This is a genomic window from Paenibacillus chartarius, assembly GCF_042432825.1.
In the GTDB taxonomy this organism is placed as follows: Bacteria; Bacillota; Bacilli; order Paenibacillales; family NBRC-103111; genus Gordoniibacillus; species Gordoniibacillus chartarius.
In genome coordinates, this window is sequence record NZ_JBHLWN010000119.1 from 1 (window position 1) to 16,280 (window position 16,280).

Genomic DNA, 16,280 nt, shown 5'->3' on the forward strand with positions numbered 1-16,280 from the left:
AAACTCCCCTTGGTAGACAGGTTTTATTATTTCACCTGTCTACCTAATGGGGAGCATATCACGAGCGGGCGGCCTTTTTGATTGCAATCTTCACGATTAAGCAAACTCATTCAGTACTTCGGGCGTCCAGTCTCTAACGCCGTTATCTTCACGAATTCCGATCACCACATCCGTTATGTCGGGGTCGGAAATCAATTTATCTTGAACGCGGAATTTGATATTGTCGGCGTCGGCCAAGCTCAAGCCTTTGCGAAGCTCAATCACAGCATCGACGTGATAATAGCGTCCTTCTTGCGTAATCCGTATATTGTTAATGTCCGTGACATCTTTGTCGGAAAGGATCAGCATAGCCACCTTCTCGGCTACATCGCGGGGAGCCGCTACGCCGATCAGACCGACCATATTGTCATAGCCGACCTTGAATGCGACACCGACCATCAGCAAGCCAATAAGCATAGTGACGACACCGTCAAGAGCGTCAAACGCGGTAAACGATGTGATCAAGACCGCGACCAGGGCCAGAAGCGCACCCGTAACGGCAACCAGGTCTTCGTAGAAAACAAGTCGGGTAGCCGGCGCCGAACGACCTACATGTTTAAATGACGATAAGATAAAACCTAATCCCTTCGTTTCGACTCTGGCTTCCTTCGTGATTTCCTTCATGGCTTTCATCAATATGGCTCCATCGACGGCAAGGTTAAAGACCAATGCGCTCAAGTTCAGCCAGAAGCCGCCCTCGGAATGCGCCGGATGCTGCACCAAGTGCAAGCCTTCACGAATGGTTTCGTAAGCCATAATACTGACGACAATCACAGCGATCATACAGAAAATGTTAATGACACGTCCAAAGCCTGTAGGGAATTGCCGGGTAGGCTTTTTCTCCGCGAGGATGCTTCCTGCGAATACAAATCCCTGATTGATACTGTCCGCGAGTGAATGCATCGAAGATGCAAACATCGCACCGCTGCCGCTCATCGCAGCACCAATGCCTTTGAACGCGGCAATTAATGCATTGCCGACCATCGCAAGCGCCGACGACTTGTTACCTTTCTTGATCAGTTCAAACAAATTTTCTCGTTCGGGTTCGGGGTCCATTTCGTCCTCCTAAAGTTTTGTAAAAAAGTGAATACCCTCTCCTAAACATTGTATAATGCCCAAGATCAGATATCAAATATGTAATACGTACTTAATCCGCGGCGGTTTCAGTTCAAGTTCAAATCCGGGTATACGAAAGCCCTGAGCGAGCTCAGGGCTTATTCATGCATTTACGCAAGTTTTTCAATTACGATGGAGGCGCTGGTCGCAGGTGTTGCATTTCCTACGCCGCCGAGATCATTTTGCAGAGTGACGGCGACACCTGTATTGTCGATTCGATTCAGCGTAAGCACACCGGTTGTCAGGAATCTCGTTACGACTTGACCTGGGAGGGTTTGGTTGCCGGAGCCCGCTGCGTAATTGCTGCAAGGCACCCGAATTGCTGTCGGGCTGCCCGTAGGCTGGAAGAACAGCGCGAAAGCGACGTTGCCGGCCGTCGGGAACACTTCCCAATCGATACGATAAACGCCAGGCTCATTGATCAGGATTGACGAAGGAGGAGTGAAGCCGATGGCTGTGCCGCCGATCAGAGGGGCTTCATTAAACGTAACGGCTCCCCCCTGCCCCCCTGGCGTCGGTGCGGCAGCAATGCTTTGCTCCTCGGAGCTGCAGAAGAATGCGAAAGCTACCGGCCCCTGCGGTCCTTGTGGTCCTTGCGGTCCTTGTGGTCCTTGCGGGCCCGGTGGCCCTGGAATAAGTCTACCCATTCATCAATCACCCTTCTTTGTGGAGTACACAAATAGAGTATTCGTAACAAACGATACGGTGTAGGTATTTGCCTAGTACGTGAAAAATGAGATAAGCGCCCACATTGCCGCAGATAGGTCTTGGCCACATTTTACCAAATCAATTATACTTGTCTACGCACCTCTTTCTTTGTCCACATACGCTACATTACGAAGCGGTAACTGTGGAAGAAGGAGATGAACGGATGCAAGGAATGCGGTATGTCGGTATTATGGTTGCGGAGCCAAAGCAACAGCGAATGATGCTGCTCCGGTATGCTCCCTATCAAACGCCCGGTACGAAATTACTCTGCTTTACCCCAAATTCGATAGACTGGAAGCGGAGAACGGTATGGGCTATGCATCGGGCAGGACGTATTTGGAGGAGGGGAAGATTCCCCTTGCCGCAAGTCGTTTATAACCGCTGTTACAGCTTGGATCCCCAAGTTCTTCGCCGGGTTGAGACGATGATCGGTACCAATCGATGCTTCAACCATATTACGCAGTTCAACAAATTGGACATCCACAATATTCTGGCTCACTCGGAGCTAAAGCAATATGTGCCGGAAACGGCATCTTATCATGACGCTGAATCGGCATCGATTTTCAACAAGCATCCTGTGCTGTATTTCAAGCCATGTACCGGTTCTCGGGGCATCGGCGTGTACCGGGTAACGAAGATGGATAACGGGGAGCTGCAGTTGAACCACCATCATTCAGCGCCTAATGTCGTCTTTAGTTCATATGAGGAATTAAGAGCTGAGTTTGATGCTGAGATCGAAACGACGCCCTACATGATTCAGCAAGGCATTTCCGTGCAGCAGCTCCACGGTCATAACTTCGATCTTCGCGCGCTTGTGCAGAAGAACCGGAGAGGCGCTTGGTCCGTCACGAATGTCATCAGTCGGGTGGCTTTCGGCGAATATTACAACACCAGTGTTTGCGAGAATATCCGAACGGCAGCCGAGGTGTTGAAGGAGCTTTATTCAGCAGTGCAGGTGGAAGGATTGCTGCATTCGTTAGGCAGGATCAGTTTGAAAGCAGCCGATGCCATCGAGCGGGGCACCAACAGTCATTTGGGGGAGATCAGTGTCGATTTCGTCTTGGATACCGAGGGGCAGTTATGGGTGGTCGAAATCAACGGGAAGCCCGAGAAGAACTTGTACCGGTCGCTGCCTGACCATACGGACGTGTACAAGCGCCCTCTTCAATATGCGGCGTATTTGCTGACTCGTCGTCGTTCCTTGCGTCGTAAGAAATCATAACGGGGTTCGGGCTGGAGCAAACTGTGGGCTGAAGCCTATCTGACTAATCCCGATCCGATCCTGGGGAAAATGCTCCTTAAGCCGTGCCAGTACCCGCTTGTACGCCTCCCGGTCGTACCAGTCGCCTACGCCCAAGCATTCATATTGCGCCTTCAGCCCGAGTCGCTGCGTTCGTCGCCCCTGGCTGCCGTCTCCCATGAAATAATCGTCGATGCAGACCCTGTCGACAATCTCGGCCAGCCGATCGGCGAAGGAATCCGTCGATGGCAGTACGGGCGCAATCGTGGCCTGAGCCGGAATCCCCCGGCTTACAGCCTCCTTCAGTACACGAAAGCGGGCCTGCAGCGGTGGGGCGTAAGGGGTAAAGGCACGGCGCATATCCTCGCGGTCGGTTTCAATCGTCATACTGAGCCGGACGCGGTTCCCCAGCTTTGCTAGCAGATCGAGATCCCGGCTCACCAGCGGACTTCGGGTTTGAACGAACAAGAAGTTCGGCGCAGCCTCATCGCCCGCCATCACCTCCAGCAGCGATCTGGTTACGCCGAACTTTGCCTCTTCCGGTTGATACGGGTCCGTACTGGACGACATGAAGATGGTGACAGGGCCTTCTTGCCGGCGGGCTTTCCGCAAATCTTTGCGAAGCACTTCGGCCGCCTCTGTCTTGATATCCACCCAAGAGCCCCATTCTTCGCCACGAAACAACGCCACCGGCATTTGGCGGACATAGCAGTACGAACAAGCAAATGCGCAGCCGACATACGGATTGAGCGTGTGCGTATAACCCTCAAGAAACCCGGTTGCCCGGTTCAGCAGCTGCCTAGGGGTTTTCTCTCTGATTACCCGTTTACCGTTCACGGTCAGCACCTCCATTTTGCCTATTGTAGCACACAAGTCCAATGAATATGACAAGCCCGCCCCAGCATACATGAACCGGCCCGCCCGCGTCGATACGCGGCAAGCCGGTACCCAGTCCGACATCAGCCCTTGAACAACAAGCTCGCGAGGAGCTTGCAGCGTTCGGATGATAACCAGTTCATTGTTCTCTTCCCTTTGACCCTAAAAGAAAAAGAGCCCTTGCGGGCTCCCTTCCGACGGTGAATCGTTATTATTGTGCCTTTCCTCGTTCCTTGCCTTCGGTACCTCGCTCATCGAACGAATTGCCTCCAAACACTGACGTGTCTTTGGCACACACCTCCAGACGAAGTGAATCGATTAGAAGCTACAATCTTCGGCTTTCGCTACGTTTTGCAACGCAACCACACCCTCTCTTCACCGTCACTACTAGTATGTCCGGCCCTTTACATTTTATTAATAAATTATTGGCATTACCCAGCGCTTAAGTCCGATAGTTCCGATGAAGAAGAAAAGCTGAGTTTGGCGCATTTGTTGCTCAGTTTTAATTACATAATAACTCCATGGCTACGCGTTCCTTATCCGCAAGCTCGAGCAAAAGCTTGGAAACCTGGTTTAATTCCTGCGGGTTTCCCGTTCTTCCTGCAAGGTCGATCAAAGAAGAAACGTTAACCCACATTGGAGCGATTTCAGTAAACCTCAAGTATGCTTGTTCTACTTTTGGGTCTCCCAACAGTTCCGCACATTCTTTTAGAAAATCTCGATATAGATTTCGAAACAAAGCGCCGCCGGTTCCCGCTCTTTCCATTAATAACGCAGTCAAGCATAGATCATGCTCAAAATTTTTGCTGCGAGAAGGCCACTTCAGGATTTCATTGCTCATTTTCACAATGCCTTTGTTCCCCATATTGCGAATGGGGGGATTTAAATAATCATGTGCATTCTTGGTTAAGGATAATCGTATAGCGGGCATAAGCGGCGGATGGGTGCCGTTCGCCTCGACCGTAAAGGAACGATTCCTGGAGCTCATGGGCCCCTTTGCGTTTCTAGCCATAGCCAACTGGGCCAAACTCGTCTTCACAAGTCCTCCCTGCTGTTTAGTATCCGCCATGTAGGCGTATTCGTCATCCATTCCATATATCACCGCATAGTGAGCGGCAAAGTGCACTTTGTTCGTGAAATAATCTAAATAATAAGAGTCCAACTTAAGCCCCACCGGAATTCCGCGTTCGATGAAGCTCCGTATATTCTGCCACGCTTTTTCAACGGACGAGGTTTCTTGCGCCTTGATGATTAAGTTGAGCCGGGATGCTATGCAAGCCGTCAATTCATCCGGCTTCACCCTTCCCCCAATAAAAGGAAAGTCCATTCCCTTCGAATCCCAATAAATGAATCCCAACCCTTGCCCAAGACCGAATAGCATCGGCTCCGATAGTCGGACTCCCGCAAATTGGAGTAAATTGCCCATTGTTGTCGTCTCGCAATGTTCCCCTTGAAAAGGACTGAAGCCTTCAATGATTTTAGACATGATCTTTCGTCTCCCCCAACAATTCGTTGATCATTTTCGCAACGAACGCTTGCTCGCTTTCGATGAGACTCATCGGATGAAGGAAAAGTGCCCTTACATACAGCGGCAATCGAAGGTCACCTTGCGATTCGTACTTCTGTCTTATATTTTCTAAAGCCTCCCCAAGAAAATTCAGCCGTTTCCGCAAAGCTTCAATCGCTTCGCCCTTATCGATAAAAGGTAAAGCGGCAAGCCCGAGATCGAATCGGCTATCGCGCTCTCGCGAAGAAGATAGGGCGACGATGATTTCATTCCTCAGCGTTGCCAAACCGACGTCCGTTATGACAAATCGGATCGGCATAGGTCCCTTGCCGGACTTCTCACCTGAATCCTCGGACTCGATCAGTCCTTTATTGTTCAATTTCTTCAGTCCTGCGTAAATCGAAGTCGTGCCGATATTCGCCCATTCCCGATAGCCGCGTTGGTCGATTAACTTATTAATGTCGTAACCTGACGCTTGATTGCGTTCCGCGATTATTTGCAACAGCATAAATTCAACATTCGAAAGTTGGTTCATGGAGAGACCCCTCATAATTAATATTACATACATGCATTATAACACTAGTGTAATATAGGGTCAATCAAGGCTCCTAAGAACCAATCATCTGTGTACTCAGCCAAAAGAAAAGAGCCCTTGCGGGCTCCTTCCGACGGTGAATCGTTATTATTGTGCCTATCCTCGCCCTTGTCTTCGGTACCTCGCTCATCGAACGAACTGCCTCCAAACACTAACGTGTCTTTGGCACACACCTCCAGACGAAGTGAATCGATTAGAAGCTACAATCTTCGGCTTTCGCTACGTTTTGCAACGCAACCACACCCTCTCTTCACCGTCACTAGTAGTATGTCCGGTCCTTTACATTTTATTAATAATTTTTTTTAATGCCCTTCACCGTGATTGTTGCGGGAGTGCTGGCGGTTTTTAACCTTTTTGGAGCCGGAGAGCGGCGCTGTCGGACCGTGATGCTCGTTGTCGTGGTCGGGCTTCGGTCCTGCGTAGCTTAAGCCGACGGAGTAGGATTTATCTTTCTTCGACATCAGATCCAGCCTCCCTTCTTCATCGTGGAGCGCTCGCGCCGGTCGTTCTTCTCTTGATTTTGCTGCTGGTTGAACTCGGCGTTGATTTTCGGCTTTTCCAAGTCGTCAACGACGTTCTGCAGATTCTTATCCGGACCATATTGCTTCGTCATGGCGTATGTCTCTCCGATCCGTTATGGATTTGTGATGTTCTTGACACCCTGCGCACACTCGTGCAGGTGGCGAACGTAATCCTCGGCCAGCGATTGAATAATCTCCGTGTGCTCGTCGACATGCAGGTTTCCCTGTTGGACATCGACCAAATTTACTTCAATTTCACGAGGATCCACATACGTCACTTTAAAGTCAAAATTGTAATCCGAACGTCCCGCCGTTTGAATGTTGACTCTGAGGGCAGACGGATCGCCTTCGTCGGCAACGACTTTGCAAGTATCCGTCTCATTCAGCATCCGCGGAAGGAACATTTGCCAAGCCTCGGCGACCTTTTGATTGTCTACCGTGAGCTGCGCGGTTTTGGACATAGCGCAACACCTCCTCACTCCTTAACTTGCTGATTGTAAAGGGGATTTATGAGATGTAAAAACTAGTACAAGCTCCTTCGCCCGAGTCTCCTTAGGCAAGCATATCTTTCCTCAGTTTCTCTACTTGCGAAACCAAATTTTGCATGATTTGTTCGGCAGGGAGCCGATTGGACATCGGCGCTCCCTGTCCGGCCCACATCGACATGAACTCGGTCCGATTTTGCTTTGCGGCGGCTTGCCGAATATCTCGAGTCAGGGCATTCTGTACCGGATAATCGGGTACATGATGCTGATGAGCGGCCATTTCCGCAATAAACCGGTTTTTCAATCCTCTTGCGGGTTTTCCCGAGAATGCCGACGTAATGACTGTTTCGCCGTCTTTGCTCTGGAGCAGCTTCTCTTTATAAGCCGGGTGGATGCCGCTCTCTTCGGCTGTCAAGAACGCTGTGCCGAGCGATACGGCTGAAGCGCCAAGCATACGGGCAGCCAGGATCCCCCGTCCGTCCATGATCCCGCCTGCCGCGATGACCGGAATGCGAACCGCATCAACGATTTGCGGAACGAGTGCCATGGTGCCGATCAGCGCTTGTTCGTGGGAAACCGTAAAGGTACCGCGATGTCCGCCGGCTTCGCTGCCTTGGGCGATCACCATATCGACTCCGTTCTCTTCGAGCAGCTCGGCTTCACGGACAGTTGTCGCTGTTCCGATTAATACCGTGCCGGCTTCTCGAAACCGGGCAGCCCATGGTTTGGACAGGCACCCGAACGTGAAACTAAACACCGGAACGCCTTCCTCCAATACAACGTTTGTCTGCTCATCGGCATTTTCCGCGTATTTGGTTATCGGCGTTTGAGGAACATCGATTCCCAGCTCGTCACGGAACGGCTTCATCCAATGCTGAACTTGAGCAATCTGGTCTGTTGATGCCTCGTACGGCTGGTCCATAAATAAATTTACGGCGAAGGGCCGATCCGTAAGCTCGCGAATTTGACGAATGGCCAGCCGAATCTCCTCAGGTGTCATATAGCCTGCGCCCAACGTCCCTAAGCCTCCTGCGTTCGATACCGCCGCAACTAATGCGGGCGTAGTCGATCCTCCGGCCATTCCGGCCTGGATGATCGGGTATGTAATTTTTAGCTGCTTAGTAACTTCCGTGCTAGGCCACATGGCTGGTTTCCTCCTTATGCTTGATTCGAACAAGCCTGATATAGCAAAAAGGCCACCGACCTAAGCCGATGACCCCGATGTGTAATTCAAGTACGGAGAGGGTGGGATTCGAACCCACGGAGGCTTGCACCTCGGCGGTTTTCAAGACCGCTGCCTTAAACCACTCGACCACCTCTCCAAGCAGTCCCGCAAGAGCGGGACAAAAAGCATTGTAGCATACTTGCAAATTCATTTGCAACCGCTATTTCTTAGCAATAACACGTACCCCGCCCATGTAAGGCACCAGCACTTCCGGTACGGCTACAGTGCCGTCAGCTTGCTGATAATTTTCCAGAATGGCGGCCACCGTTCTGCCGACGGCAAGTCCTGATCCGTTCAGCGTATGGACGAATTCCGGCTTCGCCTTCGCGTCGCGGCGGAAGCGGATGCCGGCACGGCGCGCCTGGAAATCCTCCACATTGCTGCAGGACGAAATTTCGCGGTATGTACCGCCGCTAGGCAGCCACACTTCCAGATCGTACGTCTTAGCCGCTGTGAAGCCCATATCGCCCGTACAAAGCGCTAGAACGCGGTACGGAAGCTTCAGCAGCTGCAGCACCTTCTCGGCGTGTCTTGTCATCTGCTCAAGCGCCTCATACGAATCCTCCGGCTTCACCAGCTTGATCAGCTCTACCTTGTTGAACTGATGCTGACGAATCAAGCCTCTCGTGTCGCGGCCGGCTGCTCCTGCTTCCGAGCGGAAACACGCACTATAGGCGACATAGTTGACCGGCAGCTGATCGGCATTCAAAATCTCTTCCCTATGGTAGTTCGTCACCGGTACTTCCGCGGTCGGAATCAAGAAGTAGTCCATGCCCTCCAGCTTGAAGACGTCCTCCTCAAACTTCGGCAGCTGACCCGTTCCGGTCAAGCTGTCGCGGTTCACAATCTGTGGAGGCAGCATCTCTTCATAGCCGTGCTCATTGCTGTGCAGGTCCATCATGAAATTGATCAGCGCCCGCTCGAGACGAGCCCCGAGACCCTTGTAAAATAAAAACCGTGTCCCCGTCACCTTCGCGCCGGCTTCGAAGTCGACAATCCCGAGCTCCTGCGCCAAGTCCCAGTGAGGCTTCGGCTCGAAGCCGAATGTTGTCGGCTCTCCAATGCGGCGCACTTCCACGTTGTCTTCCTCCGATGCGCCGACAGGTACCGATTCATGAGGCATATTCGGAATCGAAAGCATAATGTCGTTCAATTCCGTTTCGAGTACGCGAATTTCATCGTCCAGCTCTTTAATCCGATCGCCAACAACCTTCATTTCCTGAATCAAGTCGTCGGCATTCTCGCCGCTGCGCTTCTTCAAGGCTACTTCTTGCGAAACGACATTGCGGCGGTTCTTTAACTGCTCCACTTCCTGCAGCATTTCGCGGCGCTTCGTATCCAGCGCAGTGAATCGGTCAAGCTCCGGCAGCTGTGCGCCGCGGTTCGCCATCGCTGCTTTTACTCGGTCCAGATCGCTTCTCAAGAGCTTTACGTCGAACAAACGAACCCCTCCGTATAGGGCAATATAGTTGATATGGAAGAAGCACCTTGCCGCTTCCGGCGTACGTGCCGGCGCTGGCCCAAGGTGCTTGATCCGCTTAGTTATGTGCTTTCTTCACCATATCGAGGAAATAACCGTGAATGCGGCAATCGTCGGTCAGCTCCGGATGGAACGAGGTCGCCAGCAGCCGACCCTGCTGCGCCGCTACGATCTGTCCGTTATAAACCGAGAGCACTTCCACGCCTTTGCCTACTTCCTCAATCAACGGTGCGCGAATGAATACGGCCCGAACGTCGTCGGCGATATGCTTTACTTCCAGATCCGTCTCGAAGCTTTCCCGCTGCCGTCCGAACGCATTACGCGCTACCTTGATGTCCATCAGCTCGAGGTGCGCCTCGGGCTGAGCGGCGATTTCCTTGGCAATGACAATTAGTCCTGCGCATGTGCCGAATACCGGATTGCCTTGGCTGTAAAATTCCTTCAGCGACTCAATGAACCCGTAAGTCCGCATCAGCTTTCCGATCGTCGTGCTCTCACCGCCGGGCACAATGATGCCTTGCAGCTCCTTCAGCTGCTCCGGACGTTTGACCTGGACGCCCTCGCCGCCCGCTTGTTCAATCATTCGAATATGTTCAGCAACTGCTCCCTGCAGCGCCAATACGCCAATCTTCATGCTGCTTCGTTCCTTCCTTACGCCGCCGACTGGCTATCCGAGCCTCTTACCAGCCGCGCTCTTGCATCCGTTCTGCAGCCGGAAGCTTGGAGATTTCGATGCCCTTCATCGGCGTACCGAGATTTTTGGAAATTTCCGCGATATGAGCGTAATCCGTATAGTGCGTAGTCGCTTCAACGATCGCTTTCGCGAACTTTTCCGGATTGTCCGATTTGAAGATACCCGAACCAACGAACACGCCGTCGGAGCCAAGATGCATCATCAGAGCGGCGTCAGCAGGCGTCGCTACGCCTCCTGCCGCGAAATTGACGACCGGCAGCTTGCCGGTTTCGTGCACTTGCAGCAGCAGCTCGAACGGAGCACCCAGGTTCTTGGCTTCCGCCATCAGCTCGTCTCTCGACATCGCCTGCACCTTGCGGATTTGGCCGACCATCATCCGCATATGGCGGACGGCCTCAACAATATTACCCGTTCCCGGCTCGCCCTTCGTCCGAATCATCGACGCACCTTCGCCGATCCGGCGCAGCGCCTCGCCAAGGTCGCGCGCGCCGCAAACGAACGGAACGGTAAACTCGCGCTTATTGATATGGAATACTTCATCGGCCGGTGTCAATACTTCGCTCTCGTCGATGTAGTCCACGCCCATCGATTCGAGGATTTTCGCTTCGACAAAATGTCCGATCCGTGCCTTCGCCATAACCGGGATCGACACGACCTTCATAACTTCCTCGACGATCGTCGGGTCCGCCATCCGTGCTACGCCGCCGGCCGCACGAATATCGGACGGTACCCGCTCAAGTGCCATAACGGCGGACGCTCCCGCAGCTTCGGCAATTTTTGCTTGCTCGGCGTTCATGACGTCCATGATTACGCCGCCTTTTTGCATTTCGGCCATACCCTTCTTAACTCGCGATGTTCCGGTTTCCATTCTCCATTCCTCCTGTGTATGCTAATCAAATATTTTACATGAACCGCCACAAATATACAACCGCCGTTATCGGAATTAAGCCGCTTTCTTGTCGCCGCTGAGCAGATCGCTGAAGAAGTTGCCGATCGCCCGGAACAGCAGCCGGATCCAGCTGGCCTTCTCTTCATCCGTTGAAGAAACCATTGGGATCGTATACGTCTTGTTATTATAGCTCACTGTCATTTTACCGACCACGTCGCCCTTCTTAATCGGCGCAACCAGGTCCGTCTTCGCCTCCGTCGTTTTCACGAATGCGGTTTCCGGCGTACCCTTCTTGACCAACAGCGACAGCGCGGCGCCCGTAATCGGTGCAAGCTCCGTATTTACGCCTTTCTTGATCGGAACGGACTTCAGCGAATCATCCGCCGCGCCTTCTTTGACGATCTCGCGCTTCTCAAAGTTATTGAACCCGTAGTCGAACAGTTTCCTCGTATCGAAGAAGCTGTTGTCTCTTGAAGAGGCATTCATTACGACGGTGATCAGTCTCGTGCCGTTGCGTACAGCCGTACCCGTAAAGCAGTAGCCCGCTTTATCGGTATGCCCCGTCTTGAGCCCGTCTACGCCTGGATAAGAATACTTCTTGAAATTCGTATTCCCGCTGTTGCCTTCGAGCATCCAGTCGTAGTTGATCATCGGATTGGCGTCGGTTGGCCGGAACTTTCGGGCCGGAATACTTGAATACTCCGTAATCTTCGGATGATCTTTCAGCAGATGATAAGCAATCAGTGCGCCGTCCCGCGCGGTAAACGTCGTCTCGCCCGGAATCGACTCCGGTGCATATTTGCCTAAATCGACCCGATCCAGTCCCGATGTGTTGATGAAGAGCGCATCCTTCGACAGGCCCATCTTCTTGGCCGTTTCGTTCATCAGCTGTGCGAACTTTTCCTCGGAGCCCGCAATGCGCTCCGCTAGCGCCACTGCGGCGCCGTTATCGGAATAAATCGTAACCGCATAGAACAAATCCTGTGCCGAATATTGATCGCCCATTGCCTTCGGAATGCCGGAGAACGCCCGATTGTTGGATAAGTAAGCGGAATACTCGCTGATCGTCAGCATTTCGTCCCACTTCAGCTTGCCCGTATCGACAGCTTCCATGACCAAGTATTCGGTCATCATCTTCGCCATACTCGCCGGTGGCATCGGTTGGTCTGCATTGAGCTCATACAGCACTTGTCCGGTCGACGCTTCCAGCATAATGGCCGATTTGGATTCTAGCCCGATGTTGGGCGACTCAACCTCAGCCGCATTTGCGGTATTCAGCATTCCTGCTATAGGTGAAAACGCGAGCTGCGTCAATAACGCGATACCGACCACCAATTTCCCCGCCTTGCCAAAACCTTTCACAACGTCACTCTCCCAGTCGTAGTATCCTTTAATTTTACCACATACCGCCCCTATCTCTCAAAAATAGTAAAGGCAGAGGAAGTCTCCTCTGCCTTGATACCGTGATTACAGCGAGTAATTCGGCGCTTCTTTGGTGATTTGCACATCGTGCGGATGGCTCTCGCGAAGACCTGCACCCGTGATGCGGATAAACTGCGTATCGTTAATCAATTCCTGAATATTGCGTGTGCCGCAATACCCCATTCCCGAACGAAGACCGCCGATCAATTGGAAAATCGTATCCGCAAGCGGTCCTTTGTAAGGTACACGGCCCTCAATACCTTCCGGTACGAGCTTGCTCTCGTTCTCCTGGAAATAACGGTCTTTGCTGCCTTCTTTCATGGCGCCAAGCGAGCCCATGCCGCGGTACACCTTAAAGCGGCGTCCTTGGAAAATTTCCGATTCGCCAGGGCTTTCCTCCGTCCCGGCAAACAGACTGCCGATCATCACCGCGCTAGCGCCTGCAGCGATCGCCTTCACTACATCGCCGGAGTACTTGATGCCGCCGTCAGCAATGATCGGTACATTGTATTGTCTGGCTACTTGAGCACAATCATAGATAGCCGTGATTTGCGGAACCCCGATACCGGCAATGACACGCGTCGTACAGATCGAGCCCGGACCGATACCTACTTTTACCATCGACGCCCCGGCTTCGATTAGATCTCTTGTGCCGTCTCCAGTCGCTACGTTGCCGGCAATCATCGGCAGATCCGGATATTGCTCGCGAATCTTTCGAACCGTCTCGAGAATGTTGATATGGTGGCCGTGGGCCGAATCTACGACGATCAAGTCGATACCGGCTTCTACGAGAGCGGCAGTACGCTCCATTACATCCTTCGATACGCCTACCGCCGCGCCGACAAGCAGCCGTCCCAGCGGGTCCTTAGCGGCATTCGGGAACTGAATCGCCTTCTCAATGTCTTTGATCGTGATAAGACCCTTCAGCTCGTTATTCTCGTCAACCAGCGGGAGCTTTTCGATTTTGTGCTTTTGCAAAATCGCTTCCGCTTGCTTGAGCGTCGTACCGACCGGCGCTGTAACGAGATTCTCGCGGGTCATCACTTCTTTAATCTTGATCGAATAGTCATGAACGAAGCGGAGGTCGCGGTTCGTTAGAATACCGATCAGCTTCTTATTGTCGTCAACGATCGGTACGCCGGAAATGCGAAACTTCGCCATCAGCGCTTCGGCGTCATACACATGATGCTCTGCCGTCAGCGAGAAAGGCTTCGTGATGACGCCGCTCTCCGACCGCTTGACCCGGTCGACCTCTTCCGCCTGCTGGGCGATCGGCATATTCTTGTGAATGATTCCGATTCCGCCTTCTCTAGCGATCGCAATCGCTAGCGCGGCTTCCGTGACCGTATCCATCGCCGAGCTGATAAACGGAATATTGAGCTTCACCTTCGGATGGATTTGCGTCGTGATGTCGATCTCCTTGCCGAATACATCGGACTTTCTCGGCACTAGAAGCACATCGTCAAACGTTAACCCTTCCTTTGCAAATTTATCTTCCCTCACAATCAAAGGCCTCCCCGCCGAAAATATATTTCTCCAATCTTAACAAAAGGCCTTTTTTACTGTCAAGAAAGGTTTTCAGTCACGGTAAGAATAGTTGCAGCTTGGATTCCATAAAAGGTACTGATCGATCCCCAGCTCTTTGGCGGCGCGGATTTGCTCCTTGACCTGTTTGGCGCCGTAGGTCTGATGCGGTTTCACCCATTTTGCCGTAAAATCTTGCAGCCATGGACGCACCTGAGCGGCTTTCTTGCCGGAAGCTTCGAGCTGCTGATTTTTCTCGAGCGCATCTTGCATGGATACTTTAATAATGTCATAGGGATTCAGGTCCGGATTCCTAACCCCTAGCGTCCCGCTGCTATAGTGGGAAGGGTACACCATCGGTGAAATGTAATCGATAGCCGGACTCATTTTCCCCCAATCTTGTCCGATGCCCATATCGCCTTTGGCAGATGTCGTTAATCCGAACACATCGGCGGAAATCGCTCCGGCCGGTATCGCTTGTTTAGCCTTCGTTAGAAACTGCTGAATGACATCGGATTTGTTCAAGCCTTGGGGATTGTAAAACTTCACCTCTTGATCGACCTTCTGGCCGTTCTCCGGAAACCGCACATAATCGAATTGAACTTCGTCGAAGCCCAATTCAATTGCTTCTTTGGCGATGGCTATATTATACGCTTGTACATCAGGATGATACGGATCGACCCAGGCCACTCCTTTGCGGTCCCGCCAGACCGCCCCGGCTTTCGTATGCATCGCCAAATCTTTGCGTACACTGCATAGGTAAGGGTCCTTAAATGCGACAACTCTGGCAATGGTGTAGATCTGATGCCCCTTAAGCTCTGTAAGAAGCGCCTTGATATCCGGAATCGGCTTCGTGTCGTCCGCACCGATCTCATTGGCCAAGCCGACATTGGAGTCATAAGTGATTTGCCCGGAATCGTTCTTCACGTCGATAACCATGGCGTTAAGCTCTGTCCGATCGAGAAGGCCGATTAGCTTGCTTAAGGAGGCTCCTTTCGCTTTCCATGCAGGAACATATATGCCTTTCACGGTAACGGCGGATTTTGCTTTTACTTTGGCCGGACTTGATTGTTCGGGTTGACTTGTTTCCGGTTGTGCTGCAGGCGGCTGATTGGCAGGCGGTTGCTCAGCTGGCGGCTGAACCGCAGGAGATTGCCTCGCGATACGGGTAATATGTTCGGGAATCGAGTAGGCGCTCGGCGCCGTAGATGACAAATGCGGGGTATCGTTGGTTTGCCTCGTCGATATTGAGGACGTCGGTGTTGGCGGGATGCCTTCCGCCCTATTCTCGAATTGTTGGTTTTGGTACGGTTTCGGACCAGCCGAGCAAGCGGATAACAAGCATAAGGATAACGAAGCGAGAGTAGCCCATGTTTTCATCACGTCAACCTCCTTCATGGAGGTAGTATGACTCCTTAGGCTTATATTCACCTAATAATTTTATTGGTGCAGATGGTAGATTCCTTCTCGCGCTGCAGAGCACTCGTGCGACCCGTATCGAGTAAATGCAATAACGGTATCGCCAACCAAACGGTGAGGGCGGTTATGGCGTTATGCCGGCCGTGAGACCTAGTGGGTAACTGCTCGGTATCCTTCCTCGAGCTTAACGCCACCGTAGCGGAACGGCCCATTCATAGACGCAGGTGTTTACTTTGGAGGAAACAAAAAGAGTCCCTCACGGAAATTTCCATGAAGAACTCTTTGGCTTTGCTTGGCGGCGTCCTACTCTCCCAAGACCCTGCGGTCTAAGTACCATCGGCGCTGGAAGGCTTAACGGTCGTGTTCGGGATGGGTACGCGTGGTTCCCTTCCGCCATTACCACCAAACGGATTGCTATTCAGGCGTGCGTTGCACCCTGAAAACTAGATACGAAACATTGCGCGTAGATTTCATTTGGGTTGTTATTTGGATAAGCCCTCGACCGATTAGTATTCGTCAGCTCCACGCATTGCTGCGCTT

The 16,280-nt window shown here is 52.2% G+C and carries 16 protein-coding genes, 1 tRNA gene and 1 rRNA gene; 1 reads left to right on the plus strand and 17 read right to left on the minus strand.

Features of this window, described 5'->3' with window-relative positions; genetic code table 11:
- Positions 1-96: 96 nt before the first annotated feature.
- Entirely contained in the window at positions 97-1,095 is a 999-nt protein-coding gene (locus tag ACFFK0_RS28600) for a cation diffusion facilitator family transporter (RefSeq protein ID WP_377474467.1), read from the minus strand.
- A gap of 170 nt (positions 1,096-1,265) precedes the next feature.
- Positions 1,266-1,802: a collagen-like protein gene (locus tag ACFFK0_RS28605; protein ID WP_377474469.1), complete on the minus strand. Its 537-nt coding sequence runs from the start codon at positions 1,800-1,802 to the stop codon at positions 1,266-1,268.
- Positions 1,803-2,221: 419 nt separating this feature from the next.
- Here ACFFK0_RS28605 and ACFFK0_RS28610 point away from each other — a divergent pair, with 419 nt between their 5' ends.
- Positions 2,222-3,085 (plus strand): YheC/YheD family protein, encoded by an 864-nt coding sequence (locus ACFFK0_RS28610; RefSeq protein WP_377474471.1) that lies wholly within the window; start codon positions 2,222-2,224, stop codon positions 3,083-3,085.
- Here the strand turns inward: ACFFK0_RS28610 and ACFFK0_RS28615 are convergent.
- The 15 genes from ACFFK0_RS28615 to rrf all read right to left on the minus strand — a co-directional run bounded on the left by ACFFK0_RS28615 (position 3,080) and on the right by rrf (position 16,147).
- The gene (locus ACFFK0_RS28615; protein ID WP_377474473.1) at positions 3,080-3,940 is read right to left on the minus strand and encodes an SPL family radical SAM protein; all 861 of its coding nucleotides are present in this window, start codon (positions 3,938-3,940) and stop codon (positions 3,080-3,082) included. The genes ACFFK0_RS28610 and ACFFK0_RS28615 overlap by 6 nt on opposite strands.
- 541 nt (positions 3,941-4,481) lie before the next feature.
- Positions 4,482-5,465, minus strand: a complete 984-nt coding sequence (locus ACFFK0_RS28620) for a BtrH N-terminal domain-containing protein (protein WP_377474475.1) — start codon at positions 5,463-5,465, stop codon at positions 4,482-4,484.
- Complete coding sequence (locus ACFFK0_RS28625) at positions 5,458-6,021, minus strand: PadR family transcriptional regulator (protein ID WP_377474477.1); 564 nt, start codon at positions 6,019-6,021, stop codon at positions 5,458-5,460. Before ACFFK0_RS28625 ends, ACFFK0_RS28620 begins: the two co-directional genes overlap by 8 nt.
- Before the next feature lie 362 nt (positions 6,022-6,383).
- Positions 6,384-6,542 (minus strand): small acid-soluble spore protein P, encoded by a 159-nt coding sequence (locus ACFFK0_RS28630; RefSeq protein ID WP_377474479.1) that lies wholly within the window; start codon positions 6,540-6,542, stop codon positions 6,384-6,386.
- Positions 6,542-6,694, minus strand: a complete 153-nt coding sequence (locus ACFFK0_RS28635; RefSeq protein ID WP_377474481.1) for a hypothetical protein — start codon at positions 6,692-6,694, stop codon at positions 6,542-6,544. Before ACFFK0_RS28635 ends, ACFFK0_RS28630 begins: the two co-directional genes overlap by 1 nt.
- A gap of 21 nt (positions 6,695-6,715) precedes the next feature.
- The gene (locus ACFFK0_RS28640; RefSeq protein ID WP_377474483.1) at positions 6,716-7,063 is read right to left on the minus strand and encodes a hypothetical protein; all 348 of its coding nucleotides are present in this window, start codon (positions 7,061-7,063) and stop codon (positions 6,716-6,718) included.
- Positions 7,064-7,154: 91 nt separating this feature from the next.
- The gene (locus ACFFK0_RS28645; RefSeq protein WP_377474486.1) at positions 7,155-8,231 is read right to left on the minus strand and encodes an NAD(P)H-dependent flavin oxidoreductase; all 1,077 of its coding nucleotides are present in this window, start codon (positions 8,229-8,231) and stop codon (positions 7,155-7,157) included.
- A gap of 93 nt (positions 8,232-8,324) precedes the next feature.
- Positions 8,325-8,409: transfer RNA gene (locus tag ACFFK0_RS28650), tRNA-Ser, on the minus strand.
- A 63-nt stretch (positions 8,410-8,472) separates the two neighbouring features.
- Positions 8,473-9,753 carry a serine--tRNA ligase gene (gene serS / locus ACFFK0_RS28655; protein WP_377474488.1) on the minus strand — a complete coding sequence of 427 codons (1,281 nt, stop codon included), beginning with the start codon at positions 9,751-9,753 and terminating at the stop codon, positions 8,473-8,475.
- A gap of 97 nt (positions 9,754-9,850) precedes the next feature.
- A complete protein-coding gene (gene pdxT / locus ACFFK0_RS28660; RefSeq protein ID WP_377474490.1) occupies positions 9,851-10,426 on the minus strand; it encodes a pyridoxal 5'-phosphate synthase glutaminase subunit PdxT in 576 nt (191 codons plus the stop codon).
- A gap of 46 nt (positions 10,427-10,472) precedes the next feature.
- Positions 10,473-11,354 (minus strand): pyridoxal 5'-phosphate synthase lyase subunit PdxS, encoded by an 882-nt coding sequence (gene pdxS, locus ACFFK0_RS28665; protein ID WP_377474492.1) that lies wholly within the window; start codon positions 11,352-11,354, stop codon positions 10,473-10,475.
- Between the two features lie 75 nt (positions 11,355-11,429).
- A complete protein-coding gene (locus ACFFK0_RS28670) occupies positions 11,430-12,737 on the minus strand; it encodes a D-alanyl-D-alanine carboxypeptidase family protein (RefSeq protein ID WP_377474494.1) in 1,308 nt (435 codons plus the stop codon).
- Between the two features lie 105 nt (positions 12,738-12,842).
- Entirely contained in the window at positions 12,843-14,300 is a 1,458-nt protein-coding gene (guaB, locus tag ACFFK0_RS28675) for an IMP dehydrogenase (protein WP_377474496.1), read from the minus strand.
- A gap of 75 nt (positions 14,301-14,375) precedes the next feature.
- Entirely contained in the window at positions 14,376-15,701 is a 1,326-nt protein-coding gene (locus ACFFK0_RS28680; RefSeq protein WP_377474498.1) for a putative glycoside hydrolase, read from the minus strand.
- A gap of 329 nt (positions 15,702-16,030) precedes the next feature.
- Positions 16,031-16,147: ribosomal RNA gene (rrf, locus tag ACFFK0_RS28685) — 5S ribosomal RNA — on the minus strand.
- Between the last annotated feature and the right edge of the window lie 133 nt (positions 16,148-16,280).